At 74.0% G+C, this 14,317-nt stretch carries 12 protein-coding genes; 8 read left to right on the forward strand and 4 right to left on the reverse strand.

The genetic code is table 11. The annotated features are described in order from the left end of the window. Positions 1-19 precede the first annotated feature (19 nt). Together ACZ6O5_RS23815 and ACZ6O5_RS23820 are read left to right on the forward strand one after the other, a co-directional pair. Positions 20-1,129: an FAD-dependent oxidoreductase gene (locus ACZ6O5_RS23815; protein WP_465980019.1), complete on the forward strand. Its 1,110-nt coding sequence runs from the start codon at positions 20-22 to the stop codon at positions 1,127-1,129. Between the two features lie 155 nt (positions 1,130-1,284). Then, entirely contained in the window at positions 1,285-2,181 is an 897-nt protein-coding gene (locus ACZ6O5_RS23820; protein ID WP_465980020.1) for a hypothetical protein, read from the forward strand. A 48-nt stretch (positions 2,182-2,229) separates the two neighbouring features. Here ACZ6O5_RS23820 and ACZ6O5_RS23825 read toward each other — a convergent pair whose 3' ends face one another. After that, positions 2,230-3,708 (reverse strand): glutamate-cysteine ligase family protein, encoded by a 1,479-nt coding sequence (locus tag ACZ6O5_RS23825; protein WP_465980021.1) that lies wholly within the window; start codon positions 3,706-3,708, stop codon positions 2,230-2,232. A gap of 225 nt (positions 3,709-3,933) precedes the next feature. Here ACZ6O5_RS23825 and ACZ6O5_RS23830 point away from each other — a divergent pair, with 225 nt between their 5' ends. Further along, complete coding sequence (locus ACZ6O5_RS23830; RefSeq protein WP_431931364.1) at positions 3,934-4,275, forward strand: DUF3817 domain-containing protein; 342 nt, start codon at positions 3,934-3,936, stop codon at positions 4,273-4,275. Positions 4,276-4,322: 47 nt separating this feature from the next. On the opposite strand, the gene ACZ6O5_RS23835 is transcribed toward ACZ6O5_RS23830, so the two are convergent. Continuing rightward, on the reverse strand, positions 4,323-4,871 hold the full coding sequence (locus ACZ6O5_RS23835; protein ID WP_396774382.1) for a hypothetical protein: 549 nt from the start codon (positions 4,869-4,871) through the stop codon (positions 4,323-4,325). Between the two features lie 143 nt (positions 4,872-5,014). Between ACZ6O5_RS23835 and ACZ6O5_RS23840 the strand changes: the two genes are divergently transcribed. The 3 genes from ACZ6O5_RS23840 to ACZ6O5_RS23850 are packed head-to-tail and all read left to right on the forward strand — an operon-like array spanning position 5,015 to position 8,982. After that, positions 5,015-6,139 (forward strand): baeRF2 domain-containing protein, encoded by a 1,125-nt coding sequence (locus tag ACZ6O5_RS23840; protein WP_465980022.1) that lies wholly within the window; start codon positions 5,015-5,017, stop codon positions 6,137-6,139. After that, entirely contained in the window at positions 6,132-7,880 is a 1,749-nt protein-coding gene (locus ACZ6O5_RS23845) for a thiamine pyrophosphate-binding protein (RefSeq protein WP_465980023.1), read from the forward strand. The genes ACZ6O5_RS23840 and ACZ6O5_RS23845 overlap by 8 nt, the downstream gene beginning before the upstream one ends. Before the next feature lie 55 nt (positions 7,881-7,935). After that, positions 7,936-8,982, forward strand: coding sequence for an iron-containing redox enzyme family protein (locus tag ACZ6O5_RS23850; protein WP_465980024.1), 1,047 nt, complete (start codon positions 7,936-7,938; stop codon positions 8,980-8,982). A gap of 15 nt (positions 8,983-8,997) precedes the next feature. Here ACZ6O5_RS23850 and ACZ6O5_RS23855 read toward each other — a convergent pair whose 3' ends face one another. Then, positions 8,998-9,207, reverse strand: coding sequence for a CDGSH iron-sulfur domain-containing protein (locus ACZ6O5_RS23855; RefSeq protein ID WP_281940646.1), 210 nt, complete (start codon positions 9,205-9,207; stop codon positions 8,998-9,000). Positions 9,208-9,368: 161 nt separating this feature from the next. Between ACZ6O5_RS23855 and ACZ6O5_RS23860 the strand changes: the two genes are divergently transcribed. Together ACZ6O5_RS23860 and ACZ6O5_RS23865 are read left to right on the forward strand one after the other, a co-directional pair. Continuing rightward, entirely contained in the window at positions 9,369-10,784 is a 1,416-nt protein-coding gene (locus ACZ6O5_RS23860; RefSeq protein ID WP_465980025.1) for a hypothetical protein, read from the forward strand. Positions 10,785-11,039: 255 nt separating this feature from the next. Beyond that, complete coding sequence (locus ACZ6O5_RS23865) at positions 11,040-12,173, forward strand: SigB/SigF/SigG family RNA polymerase sigma factor (RefSeq protein ID WP_281940650.1); 1,134 nt, start codon at positions 11,040-11,042, stop codon at positions 12,171-12,173. A 116-nt stretch (positions 12,174-12,289) separates the two neighbouring features. Here the strand turns inward: ACZ6O5_RS23865 and ctaD are convergent, their stop codons facing one another. Then, positions 12,290-14,293 (reverse strand): aa3-type cytochrome oxidase subunit I, encoded by a 2,004-nt coding sequence (ctaD, locus tag ACZ6O5_RS23870; RefSeq protein WP_465980026.1) that lies wholly within the window; start codon positions 14,291-14,293, stop codon positions 12,290-12,292. Positions 14,294-14,317: the final 24 nt, after the last annotated feature.

The raw sequence follows: 14,317 nt of genomic DNA on the forward strand, positions 1-14,317 counted from the left end.
TCGATCTATGGATGATCGAGTGAGCGCCGACGTCCTTGTCGTCGGCGCCGGGCTGGCCGGGCTGCACACCGCCACGTTGCTCGCCGCGCGCGGGCACGACGTGCTGCTGGTCGACCGTCGGCCCGCCCTGAGCGGCGCGATCCGGACGACCGGGATCTTCGTCCGGCGCACGCTCGACGACTTTCCGCTGCCCGCGGAGCGCCTGGGGCCACCCATCCGGCGGGTGGTGCTCTACCCGCCCGGCCTGCGTCGCCCGGTGACCCTGGTCAGCGCGCGCGACGAATACCGGGTGGGCGACATGGCGGGCCTCTACACGGACGCCGCTCGCGCCGCTCGCGCCGCCGGGGTGCGGATCGCGCTCGGCACCCGTTTCGCCGGCCGCCGGGGGGACGCCTACGTGCTGACCGCTCCGGGTGGCCCGGTCGAGGTCCGGGCCCGGTTCGTCGTCGGCGCCGACGGCGCCCGGTCCCGAGTGGCCCGGGAGCTGCGCCTGGACCGCAACCGGCACCTTCTGGTCGGCGCCGAGGAGGTCTTCTCCGTCGCCCCGGGCGACGGGCCGCCCACGTTCCACTGCGTGCTCGATCCGACGCTCGCGCCCGGCTACCTGGCCTGGGTGGTCAACGACGGCCGGCACGCCCACGTCGGCGTCGCCGGCTACGCCGACCGCTTCCCCGGTGGCCTGCGGCACGCGCTGCGGCGGTTCGCCGCCTCGGCTCCCGGGTTGCCCGCCGGTGGCCGGCCCGGCGAGGTGGAACGGCGGGGCGGGCCGATCCCGGTCGGTGGGGTGCTGCGCCGCATCGGCTGCCCGGACGGACTGCTGGTGGGCGACGCGGCGGGCGCGGTCAGCCCGCTCACCGCCGGCGGCCTCGATCCGTGCCTGCGGTTGTCGGCGTACGCGGCGGTCGTGCTCGACGAGGCGCTGCGCACGGGCCGGCGCGACGTCGTGAGCCACTACGACGGCGCGAGCCTGCGGAGCCGGTTCCGGGGCAGGTTGACGCTGCGGCACGGGCTGGCCCAGGTGCGTACCCCGGCCGTCGCGTCGGCGGCGTTCACGCTCCTGCGTACGCCGTTCGGACGAGCGGCGGCCCGAGGTGTCCTCTTCGGCGACCGGTCGTTCCCCGCGCCGTGACCGGTGCCCCGAGCCCTCGGCGAGTGTCGACTACCCAACGTAGTCAGATCTTGGATATGCCCTGTTCGCCTTGTTACCTAAAGTGATGGCGTCATTCCGGTACGCCCGGCCCGTCGCCCACCACGCGCCTGGCCGGTAGGGAACAGGAGCAGCCCATGTCAGAGCACATCAGACGCTGGCGCCACGCCACGGTCGTCCTCGCCCTCGGTGGCGCCGCGGTCGTGGTGGTCGCCCCCGCCACCCCGGCCTCCGCCGCCGTCCCCGGCCTGGTGCGGATCTCCGCGGTCAGCGCCACCAACTCGACCGACTTCAAGACCGTCACCGCGACCTGCCCGGCGGGCAAGGTGCTCACCGGCACCGGCTACGAACTCAACGGCGCCGGCGGTGAGGTGATCGTGGACGACCTGCGACCCAACGGCGGACCGGCCACCGCGCCCACCTCGGTCACGGTCGGCGCGTACGAGGCCGACCCGTTCGCCGGCAACTGGAGCCTCACCGGGTACGCGATCTGCGCCAACCCGGTGCCCGGTCTGGTCCGGGCCACGGTGACCAGCGCGAGCAACTCCAACGACTTCCGCAGCGCCATCGTGTCCTGCCCGCTGGGCAAGGTGCTCACCGGCACCGGCTACGAACTCAACGGCGCGACAGGCGAGGCGGTGGTGGACGACTTCCGGCCCAACGGTGGCGTCGCCGCCGCGCCCACCGCGCTCACCGTGGAGGCGTACGAGGCCGACCCGTTCGCCGGCAACTGGAGCCTCACCGGGTACGCGATCTGCGCCAACCCGGTGCCCGGTCTGGTCCGGGCGGCGATCACCACCGCGACCAACTCCAACGACTTCCGCAGCGCCGTCGCGGTCTGCCCGGCGGGCAAGGTGCTCACCGGCGCCGGCTACGAACTCAACGGCGTCACCGGGGAGGGCGTGGTCGACGACTTCCGCCCCAACGGCAGCAGCATCGCCCCGCCCACCGCGGTCACGTCCGGCGCCTACGAGGAGGACGCGTTCGCCGGCAACTGGAACCTGACGTCGTACGCGATCTGCGCGACCGCGTAGGCCGCCTGCGGGCCGTCCCCCGGTGACCGGGGGACGGCCCCGGACCGGTCAGGGGATCGGCCACTCGTGCACCGGGCGGTTGCTGTGCATCAGGTCGACGTAGTGGCGGACCACCTCGCGCAGCGCGGCCGGCCGGTCCAGGTGGTCGGCGGACTCCAACCGGTGCAGCGTCTCCACCTGCCAGGTCGCGCCGTTGCGGCCGGTCAGGCAGCGCTGCTCGACGATGCCGAGCAGTCGGTCCCGCTCGGCCGGGTCGAGGCCCCACCGGTCCAGGCCCTGATGGGCCATCGGCAGCAGCCTCCGCAGCACCAGCTCGGTCACCGGCAGGTAGCCCAGGCCCGGCCAGAACACCTGGGCGTCGATGCCGTGCCGGGCGCAGGCGTTGAAGTTCTCCTCGGCGGCGCTGAACGACATCTGCGACCAGAGCGGACGGTCCGACTCAGCCAGCGCCCGGACCAGTCCGAAGTAGAAGGCGCCGTTGGCCACCGTGTCCAGCACGGTCGGGCCGGCCGGCAGCACCCGGTTCTCCACCCGCAGGTGCGGACGGCCGCGCGACACGTCGTAGACCGGCCGGTTCCAGCGGTAGATGGTGCCGTTGTGCAGGCGCAACTCGGCGAGTTTCGGCACGCCGCCGCTGGCCAGCGTCGCCGCCGGGTCCTCCGGGTCGCACACCGGCAGCAGCGCCGGGAAGTAGCGCACGTTCTCCTCGAACAGGTCGAACACCGAGGTGATCCAGCGTTCCCCGAACCACACCCGCGGGCGTACCCCCTGGGCTTTTATCTCTTCCGCCCGGGTGTCGGTGGCCTGCTGGAACAGCGGGATGCGGGTCTCCCGCCACAGCTCCCGGCCGAAGAACAGCGGGGAGTTCGCGCCGAGCGCCACCTGGATGCCGGCGATCGCCTGGGCGGCGTTCCAGTAGTCGGCGAACTGCGCCGGGCTGACCTGGAGGTGGAACTGGGTGCTGGTGCAGGCCGCCTCCGGCGTGATGGTGTCGGCGGTGGTGGCCAGCCGCTCCACCCCGCTGATCGCGATCGGCAGGTCCTCACCGCGGGCGGCGAAGATCTGCTCGTTGAGCAACGCGTACCGGGGGTTGGCGGAGAGCGAGTCGGCGGTCAGGTGCTCCGGGCGCAGCGTCGGCAGGACACCGATCATCACCATGTGCGCGCCGACCGTCCGGGCCTTCTCCTCGGCGGCGTTGAGGCTGGCCCGCACGTGCTCCTCGAACTGGGCGGTGCCGGTGCCGGTGAGCCGGCGCGGCGCCACGTTGATCTCCACGTTGAACTGGCCCAGCTCGGTCTGGAACGCCTCGTCGGCGATCGCCGCCAGCACGTCGGCGTTGCGCATCGCCGGGTCGAAGCGCTCGTCGACCAGGTTCAGCTCGATCTCCAGGCCGGTCATCGGCCGCTCCACGTCGAACCGGGACTCGCGCAGCATCTCGGCGAAGACGTCCAGACAGCGCCGGACCTTCTCCCGGTAGCGGGCCCGATCCTCCCGGCTGAAGGTGCGTGCGCCGACGTCTTCGCCCATGGTCACCACCTTGTCACCGTTGGTCTTCCCAACCTCGCACGGAGTGACGGGTCAGGAAAAGGTCTAAGGAACCTTTTCTGTACCCCGAACCACCCCCACTCATCCGGGCCGAGGAAAGGACGGGCCCCCGCTTAACGCCTGCCGTAGAGGCGGGCGCCCCGGTTGACAGTCGGCCGCCAGGCGGGCCGGCTACCATGGCCGCCGCGACGAAGGAGGAGTTGAGTGATGCGCGACGGGTGGATCCGGGCGTTCGTGTGGGCGGCGATCGCCGAGGCGTGCTCCTGGGCGGCGCTGCTGGCCGGCATGGCGGTCAAGTACGGGCCGCCGCGCAACGAACTCGGCGTGCAGGTGTTCGGCCCGATCCACGGCGCGCTCTTCGTCGCGTACGGGCTGCTGGTCCTCGTGGTGGCCCGACGGCGACGCTGGTCGCTGGTGTGGACCGGGCTGGCGCTGGCCAGCGCGGTGCCGCCGTTCGCCACCGTGCTGTTCGAGCGCTGGGCGCGCCGCCGCGGGCTGCTCGACGCCCCCGCTCCCGCCGAGCGTCCGCTCGCGGGTGTCGGTGGTTAAGAGGGGCCCCCGCCTCTACCGCAGACGTTAAAAGGGGGCCCTTCCTTTCACGTCAGGGCGGAGCAGGCGGCTACGCCGAGCACCAGGACCAGGCCGAGGGTGGCCTGGAGCAGCAGCGCCGGACCCAGGTGCGACCAGAGCGTCGCGGTACGCGGGGTGAGCAGCTGACCGGTGGTCAGGTTGACAATCCGCTCGATCCGGGGCGGCAGGTCCGCGTCGCGTTGCGGGCGCAGCGTGAGCTGCACGTGATCCCCGGGGTGCAGCGCGCTCTGCGGCAGGTGGCCGTGCAGTTCGACCTCGACCAGCCGGTCCGCGGCGTCGCGCACCCGGACCGGGGTGACCAGGAACTCGGGCCCCTTCTTCAGGTCCTTGAAGCTGCGCTTCGCGCCGCCACCGCCGCTGCTGAGCAACGCGCGGACCACCCGTAGCAGCAGCCCCACCACCCCCGCCGCGGTCAACACCGTGACCAGCACCGGCTGGCCCACGCGCACCTCGCGGGCATACCCCTCCATCAGCCGGACCAGCCGCCCGGTGACGATGCGCTCCGTCGGACGGACGACGCGTCGGGTGTGTAGCTCCGTGTCCATGTTCACCACCGAGAGTTCCGTTCCGTGCACAGATGGTATCGGCCCTTCAGGGTGAACGACGTGAATGAACGAACGGTCACGCCCGACGGACCGGAAGGTGACATCGGCCGGGGCGCGGGTATGCGTGCGGCCGAGCTGGAAAGGGGTCGAGCATGCAGCTGTCCTTCCTGCGCCCGCTCTACGACCGTCCCGGGCCCTGGTGTTCGGTGTACCTGGACGCCTCCCGGGACACCCACGACTCGCGCCCACAGGTCGACCTGCGCTGGCGGGCCCTGAAGGGGGACCTGCTGGCCCAGGGCGCCGATCAGGTCACCGTCGAGGCGGTGGAGGAGGTGGTCCGCCGGCACCAGCCGATGCCCGGCGACTACGGCATCGCGGTCTTCGCCAGCCGGGGCCGGGTGGTGCTCACCGAGTACCTCTCCGCGCCGCCGCCGCGCGACCTGGCCACCTGGGCCGCGCTGCCGCACACCATGCCGCTTGTCGCCCAGCGCGGCGAGCAGGTCGCCTGGGTGCGGGTGCTGGCCGACCGCACCGGCGCCGACGCGATGGCGGTCAGCGCCGGCGGGGTGCCCCGGCGGGCCCAGGTGACGGGCCGGCAGAGCCGCCAGGTGCGCCGGGCGCAGCCCGGCGGCTGGTCGCAGTCCCGCTACCAGCGGGCCGCCATGGAGGCCTGGCACCACAACGCCGGCGACGCCGCCGCGGCCACCGCCGAGCTGGCCGACCGCGTCGGCGCCGACGTGGTCGTGGTGGCCGGCGACATCCGGGCCACCGGCATGATCGCCGCCCAGCTCCCGGAACGCTGGCAGGACGTGCTGGTCCGCACCGACGCCGGCTCCCGGGCCGGCGGCGCCGAGGACACGCTGATGGACGACCTCACCGTGCAGACCGTCGCCGAGGTGGCCGACCGGCGGATCGCCGCCGCGCTGGACCGGTTCGGCGTGCAGGAGGACGTCGGCGCCGGGCTCGACGCGGTGGTCGCCGCGCTGCAACGCAACCAGGTCGACACCATGCTGATCGTCGACGACGCGTCCGCCGACGGCGAGCTGTGGGTCGGCCCCGAGCCGACCGAGATCGCCACCGACCCGGCGCAACTGGCCGACATGTCGGTGTCCGACCCGCAGAAGGTACGCGCCGACGCCGCGCTGCTGCGCGCGCTGATCGGCACCGACGCGGAGCTGACCGTGCTCGCGCCGGAGGAGGCGCCGGAACTGACCGACGGGGTCGGCGCGGTGCTGCGGTACGTCGACGCCGGCACCCCGGGGCGGGACGATGGCTGACCGTACCGTTGCCGACCTGGTGGTCGAGCGGCTACGGGCCTGGCGGGTGCCGCGCGTCTTCGGCTATCCCGGCGCGGCGCTCGACCCGCTGCTGGCCGCGCTCGACGACGCCGGCGGCGATCCGGCGTTCGTGCCGGCCCGGCACGAGGAGACCGCCGCGTTCATGGCCACCGGCCACGCCAAGTTCACCGGCGGGATCGGCGTGTGCCTGGCCACCCAGGGGCCCAGCGCGGTGCACCTGCTCAACGGCCTCTACGACGCGAAGCTGGACAGCAAGCCGGTGGTGGCGATCATCGGCGAGGACGTCAGCGGCCCGCTCGGCGGGGCGCACGAGGAGATCGGGCTGAGCCGCCTCTTCGGCGACGTGTGCAACCAGTTCGTCCGGTACGGCCGCACGCCCGACCAGGTGACGGCGCTGCTGGACCAGGCGTTCCGGACCGCGGCGGCGACCCGCAGCCCGACCTGCGTGGTGCTGCCCCGGGCGTTGCAGGTGACGCCCGTGCCCGACCGGCTGCCACCGACCGCCGGCGTCATCACCGCGACGCCCGGCGAGCCGCTGGCCCGGGTGCTGCCGCACGACGCCGACCTGGACGCCGCCGCCTCGCTGCTCAGCACCGGCCAGCGGGTGGCCGTGCTGGTCGGCCAGGGGGCGCACGGCGCGGCCGGCGAGGTCGTCGCGCTCGCCGACCGGCTCGGCGCGGGCGTGGCCACGTCGCTGCTCGGCAAGCCGGTGCTGGACGAGCGGCTGCCGTTCCACACCGGCGTGCTGGGCGAGGTCGGCACCACCGCCGCCGCCCAGCTCATGGGCGGCTGCGACACGCTGCTGCTGGTCGGCACGAACGATCCGTGGACCGACTGGTTCCCGCTGCCCGGCCAGGTGCGCACCATCCAGATCGACATCGACGGTCGGCGGATCGGCGCCCGTTACCCGGTCGACGTGCCGCTGGTCGGCGACGCCGCCGAGACGCTGCGGGCGCTGCTGGCCCGGGTGCCGGAACGGCCCCACGCGCAGTGGCGCGGCGTGGTGGAGAGCGCGGTGGACCGCTGGCGGGTGGTCGCCGCCGACCGCGCCGCCGCCACGGCCGAGCCGCTCAACCCGCAGCTCGTGCTCCGGGAGCTGTCCGCCCGGCTGCCGCAGCGCGCGGCGGTCGCCGTCGACGTCGGCTCGGTCATCTACTGGTACGCCCGCCACCTGGACCTGCGGCCGGGGGTGCAGGCCCGGCTCTGCGGCACGCTCGGCTCGATGGGGTGCGCGCTGCCGTACGCGGTGGCGGCCAAGCTGGCCCGTCCGGACCAGCCGGTGCTGGCGCTGCTCGGCGACGGCGCGATGCAGCTCAACGGCCTGGCCGAGCTGATCACCGTGGCGCACCACTGGACGGAGTGGCCCGATCCCCGGCTGGTCGTGCTGGTGCTGAACAACCGCGACCAGTCCGGGGTGGGCGGCGGGCGTACCCCGGGCGACCGGCGACCCGAGGTGCCGTACGCCGGCTGGGCCCGGCTGCTCGGCCTGCACGGCGTCCGGGTGGACCGGCCGGACCTGATCGGGCCGGCCTGGGACGAGGTGCTCGCCGCGGACCGGCCCAGCGTGCTGGAGGCGGTGGTGGACCCGGCCGTGCCGCTGAACGTGCCCGAGCCGGCGCTGGCCGACCTGCGCGGCCTGATGACGGACGGCGACGCGGCCCGGCGGGTGCGGGACCGGGTGATCCAGACCGAGGCCATCGCCGCCGAGGACCTCGTTTAGCCGGACCCCGGTGGGGCACTGCGACCAGGCATTCGTCGGTCCCGGGAGGTCCCGCTTGTCCACCACCACCGATCGTCGCCACGGTCCCGCCCCGCTGCCGGCGGCCCGCGGGCCGGTCTCGGCCGCGCTGCTCACCGCGCTGCGCGGAGCGCCCGCCGCGCTGCCGGCCGGGCTGGGCGACCGGTTCGGCGAGGTGGCGGCGCCGCTGACCGACGAGGATCTCCAGCTCACCCTCTTCCTCTGCTACGAGCTGCACTACCGCGGGTGGCGGGACGTGACCGACGAGTGGGAGTGGGAGCCGTCCCTGCTGGCGCTGCGGTCCCGGGCCGAGCGGCCGTTCGAGGCGGCCCTGCGGGAGCTGGCCGGGCCACTGCCGGCGGTGCTCCCGGCCGCCCTGCCGGCGACGCTGATCGACGTGGTGGCCGCGGACGACGGTCCCGCGCTCGCCGCCACCCTGCAACGCCGCGCCGACCTGGCCCAGTTCCGCGAGTTCGTCACGCACCGCTCGATCTACCACCTCCGGGAGGCCGACCCGCACAGCTGGGCGCTGCCCCGGCTCGGCGGCCCGGCGAAGGCGGCGCTCGTCGAGATCCAGATGGACGAGTACGGCAACGGCCGGCTGGACCGGATGCACGCGGAGCTGTTCCGCGCCACGATGGACCGGCTCGGCCTGGACACCGGCTACGCCGCCCACCTGGACCGGGTGCCGGCGGTGACACTGGCGCTCAACAACCTGATGTCGCTGTTCGGGCTGCACCGGCGGCTGCGCGGGGCGTTGCTCGGCCACCTGGCCGCGTACGAGATGACCTCGTCGCTACCGAACCGCCGGTACGGCAACGGGTTGCGCCGGCTGGGCTTCGACGCGGTCGCCACCCGCTTCTACGACGAGCACGTCGAGGCGGACGCGGTGCACGAGCAGATCGCCGCGTACGACCTGTGTGGCGGGCTGGTCCGCGCGGAGCCGGCGCTCGCCGGGGACGTGCTGTTCGGGGCCGCCGCCGCGCTGGCGCTGGACCGTCGCTTCGCCACCCACCTGCTGTCCGCCTGGTCGGCGGGGCGTTCGTCGCTGCGGCCGGCCACCGCCGCCCGGGCCGCCGCCTGAGCCATCCGCGGTGGATCAGGGGGCGCGGAAGCCGGCGACCTTGTGGGTGCCGTCGCAGAACGGCTTGATCGCGCTCTTGCCGCAGCGGCACAGCGCCACCGTGCCCCGGCGCGCCTCGATCGGCTCGCCCTCCGGCGTGACAAGCGCGAAGTCGCCGCGCACCAGCAGCGGTCCGTCCCGGTACGGGGTGATGGTCGCCGCCGGGGCGCTCTGGTCGTCGGGCATGCGCGGTGCAGTGCCCGTCCCGCCGCGGCCCAAACCCGCACCCGGCGTGCCGTTGCGCCCGTGGCGGCGGGGGAGCGGCGCGACGGCACCCGACCGGGGGTTGGTCCGGCGCGTGGGGAGATGACCCGTTTAGACCAAGGACGGACGGGAAGCCGGCCCGCGTGGTGAGCGAACGAGTCGAGCGCGGACCGGCGGCCGGGACCACGTTGCCCGGTGACCGGGCGGTCGCGGCGGGCAGCGCGGCCCGGACCCTGGTCGCCGCGACGGCCCGGGCGCTGCGCGGCGACGACTGCGGCGACCTCGGTCACGCCGGCTCGCTGTCCCGCCTCGGCGGGGCCCCGGAGGCGGTACGGCGCGTCGCCGCCGGCCGCGCGGCCGGTCGGGCGGCGCTCACCGCCGCCCAGGTCGCCCGCGTCGACGCCGAGCGGGTGGCGGACTGGTTCGTCGCCCAGTACCCGGACCGGCGCTGGCCCGGGGCGGTGCTCGGCTCGCCGCACGGTGCCGCGGCCCACCTCGCGGTGGCGCTCGGCGTGCCCTGGCTGCCCGCCGGCTTCGAACTCGCCGGGCAGTGGGGCCGGGGCGCGGTGGACCGCCCGGACGCCGCGCTCGACCACGGTGCCGCGCTGGCCGGCCGGCTGCTCGCCGGCAACCCCCGGGTGCACGTGCGGCAGGTGCACTGCCCGGCCAGCCGGGGCGTGGCGGTCGGCGCCACGGTCACGCTCGCGGTCCGCTGGCGGACCCTGCCCGAGGCGTACGCGCGGTTCCTGGCCGACCGGCTGGAGCCGGCCGCGCCGGTGCTGCTGTTGCACGACGCGCGTACGTGGCCGGTGCGGGACGACGGCGGCGGCCACAGCTTCCAGGCCGGCTGCCCGGCCAGCGGCCTCGACCCGGTCGACTTCCACCCGGACGCCCCGGCGCTGCGCCACGTGCTGCGCGCGGCCGGCGGCGACGAGACGCGCTGGCGCGCTCCGGAGGTCACGGCGTCGGCGGCGTTCGCCGAACACGGCGTGGAGTCCGGTTTCGAGCACGGCGCCCGGGAGTGGGGCGACACGTGGGGCCACCCGCTGCACCGGGTGGTCGTGCCGCAGCCGGACGCGCTGAGCGCGGCCACCGCGGACCTCTACCGACGCTGGCTGCGCCGGGCCGGCAAGACCGGGGACCGGCTGGTGGTGGAGTGCGGCCGGCTGCTCGACCCGGGACAGGTGCTGCGCGCCGGCCTGGTGCCCTACTGGTGCGAGAACGCCACCCGGCGCCGGGTGCAGGGCGCCGAGTGGTGGCTCGCCGGCAGTGAGCCGTTCAGCTCGGTGGACGTGCTGCCGGAACCGCCCGGACTGCGTTCGCCGGCGCTCGCCGGCCTGTCCCAGTGGCTGGCGGTGGCCGGCTTCGGGCGCCGGCGGCGGGCCCTGGACCGGGGCTCGGCCCGCGGATACCCGGTCACCTCGGTACCGACCCGACGTGCCACGGAGGTGTTGCGCAACCAGCCCTGCGACCTGCCCGCGCCACCGTCGATGCCGATGGCGGAGGCGCTGACCGCGCTCCGGGACGCGGGCGCCCACCAGGGTCTGCTGGTCTGCTGAGCGCGGGCCACCACGCCGACGGGCACGGCCCGCCGGCCAACCTGGCGAAACATCCTCGCGAACCGACGGTCCGTGATTGAGTACCTACGGAGCGGGAAGACCGCTCGCCGCGACCCGGCCCACGACGCCGCGCGGCGGGCAGCCACCGCTTCCGACGTATCCGTCACGTAACCAACGTCCTCACCCGGGGCGTGGCCCGACCACGCGCGCAACCGGTTCCGGCCGGGCGGGGGATCTTCGGCGAGGGAGGCGCGGATGTTCGGACAGACCACCACACCCACCCCACCGACCACCGAGCGGGGCCTGGAGGACCTCGACGCGGCGGCGCTCGCGTACGCGGCCCGGATCGAGGGGCTGCCACCCGAGCGGCGGCAGGAGGCACGGGACGACCTGGTCCGCTTCGCGTTGCCGTTCGCCGGGCGGCTGGCCCGCCGGTACCGGGGTCGCGGGGAGCCGTTGGAGGACCTGGAACAGGTCGCCCGCCTCGGCCTGGTCAACGCCGTCGACCGGTACGACCCGGAGCGCGGCTCGTTCACCGCGTACGCGGCGATCACCATCGTCGGTGAGATCAAGCGACACTTCCGCGACCGCACCTGGGGCGTGCACGTGCCACGCCGGCTGCGCGACCTGATCCTCGAGGTGGGGCAGGCGACCGCGACGCTGACCAGCGAGCTGTCCCGGGCCCCGTCGGTCGCCGAGTTGGCCGAGCGGCTGGAGACGCCGGAGGAGGAGATCCTCGCCGCGCTGGAGTCGGCGGCCGGCTACAGCCCGGCCTCGCTCAACGCGCCGGTCGGCGGCGAGAGCTCGGCCGAGTTCGGCGACCTGGTCGGCGAGTCCGACAACGCGCTGGAGTCGGTCGACGACCGGGTCACGGTCAGCGGCCTGCTGCACCGACTGCCCTGGCGGGAGCGGCGGATCCTCGCCATGCGCTTCTACGGCAACCAGACCCAGGCCGAGATCGCGGCCCGGTTCGGCATCTCCCAGATGCACGTGTCCCGGCTGCTGTCCCGGGCGCTGACCTGGCTGCGCCAGGCGATGCTCGCCGACGCGCCGCCGCCCTGGCAGAACGGCACGGCCGAGGCGGAGCCGGCCAGGTCCCGGATCTCGGTGCGGCAGAACGGCGACCGGGTGGTCGTCGAGGTCGGCGGCGAGGTGGACCGGGCCGGCGCGGACCAGTTGCGCCGGGCGGTGCTGGAGGCGGTCACCGGGCAGCCCCGCGAGGTGGTGGTCGACCTGGTGGGCGCGGGCGGCTTCGACGCCGGCGGGATCGCCGCGCTGATGGCCGGCCGGGACGCCGCCGCCCGGACCGGGGTGCCGCTGCGGCTGACCCGGGTGCAGCCCGCGGTACGCCGCTCGCTCACCGCCGCCGGCCTGCCCGCCGCCGACTGAGCTGCTCACCCGCCACGTGCCGGCCCGTCGACGACGGGCCGGCACGTGGCGCGGCATACGTGGTGTTAAGCGGGGCCCCCTGCTCTGCCGGAGGCGTTAGCAGGGGGCCCCTCCTTTCAGTTGTCGGGGGTGTCGCCGTGGCCGCGCGGGTGCCGCCACCTGTCGTTCGGCTGGTCCTCGCGCGGGGCGCCCAGGATCGTCTCCTCCGGCTCGTCGGTCTCCTCGAAACTGGGGCGGCGTACGTCCTCGGGCTCCGGCACGTCCACCGGCCGGGCGCCGGACTGCGGCGCGGGCTGGTACTCGACGGCCTCCCGGGCGCCGTGCGCGCCCTCGGCGGCCGGTGACTCCGGCGTCCGGGCGACGTGGTGCAGTTCCTCGGCCAGGCTCTGCGGCGGCTTGGTGGTCCGCTGCGGCAGGTCGCGGCCGAGGTCGGAGACGAGCGGGCCGTACTTGGCGTCGAACGCCGGCCGCTCCGAGCGGATCCGGGGCATCCGGTCGAAGTTGCGTAGCGGCGGCGGGCAGGTGGTCGCCCACTCCAGCGAGTTGCCGAACCCCCACGGGTCGTCCACGGTGACCATCGCGCCGTACCGCCAGGACTTCCAGACGTTGTAGACGAAGAACAGCGTGGACGCGCCGAGCACGAACGACCCGACGGTGGAGATCTCGTTGAGCCCGGTGAAGCCGTCGCTGGGCAGGTAGTCGGCGTACCGGCGGGGCATGCCCTCGTTGCCGAGCCAGTGCTGCACCAGGAACGTGGCGTGGAAGCCGAGGAACATGGTCCAGAAGTGCATCTTGCCCAGCCGCTCGTCGAGGAGCCGGCCGGTCATCTTCGGGAACCAGAAGTAGATGCCGCCGAACGCGGCGAACACGATGGTGCCGAAGAGCACGTAGTGGAAGTGCGCCACCACGAAGTACGAGTCGGTGACGTGGAAGTCGACCGGCGGGCTGGCCAGCAGCACGCCGGTCAGGCCACCGAGCAGGAACGTGACCAGGAAGCCGACGGCGAACAGCATCGGTGTCTCGAACGTGAGCTGTCCCTTCCACATGGTGCCGATCCAGTTGAAGAACTTCACCCCGGTCGGCACCGCGATCAGGTAGCTCAGGATGCTGAAGAACGGCAGCAGCACCTGGCCGGTGGCGAACATGTGGTGCGCCCAGACCGCCATCGACAGCACCGTGATGGCGAGCGTGGCGAGCACCAGCCCGGTGTAGCCGAAGATCGGCTTGCGGGAGAAGACCGGGATGATCTCGGTGATGATGCCGAAGAACGGCAGCGCGATGATGTAGACCTCGGGGTGCCCGAAGAACCAGAACAGGTGCTGCCACAACATCGGCCCGCCGGTGGTCGGATCGTAGACGTGCGAGTGCAGGATCCGGTCCGAGGCGAGCGCGAACAGCGCGGCGGCCAGCAGCGGGAACACGAAGATCACCAGGACGCTGGTGAGCAGCAGGTTCCAGGTGAAGATCGGCATCCGGAACATGGTCATGCCGGGCGCGCGGAGGGTCAGGATCGTGGTGATCATGTTGACCGCGCCGAGGATCGTGCCCAGACCGGAGACGGCCAGCCCGACCACCCACATGTTGGCGCCCACCCCCGGCGAGTGCTGCGCGGTGCTCAGCGGCGTGTACGCGGTCCAGCCGAAGTCCGCCGAGCCCTGCGGCGTGAAGAACCCGCCCACCGTGATGGCCGCGCCGAAGAAGTAGAGCCAGTACGCGAACGCGTTGAGCCGGGGGAACGCCACGTCCGGCGCGCCGATCTGCAACGGCACCAGGTAGTTGCCGAACCCGAACACCATCGGCGTCGCGAACAGCAGCAGCATGATCGTGCCGTGCATGGTGAACATCTGGTTGTACTGCTCGGGGGAGAGCAGTTGCATCCCCGGCCGGGCCAGCTCGGCGCGGATCAGCATCGCCATGAAGCCGCCGATGATGAAGTACGCGAACGACGTGCCCAGGTAGAGCAGGCCGATCAACTTGGCGTCGGTGGAGCGCAGCAACCGCCACAGCGAGTTGCCCTTCACCGCCTCCCGGACCGGGCCGGGATATCCGCCGAACCGGGCCGGCGCGAGGATCGCCGGCCCCCGGTCGTGTGCCGGATCCGTGACTACTCGCTTGGGCATCGCATCTCACCCCAGGTGACGACA

Source organism: Micromonospora sp. NPDC049201 (genome assembly GCF_055586805.1).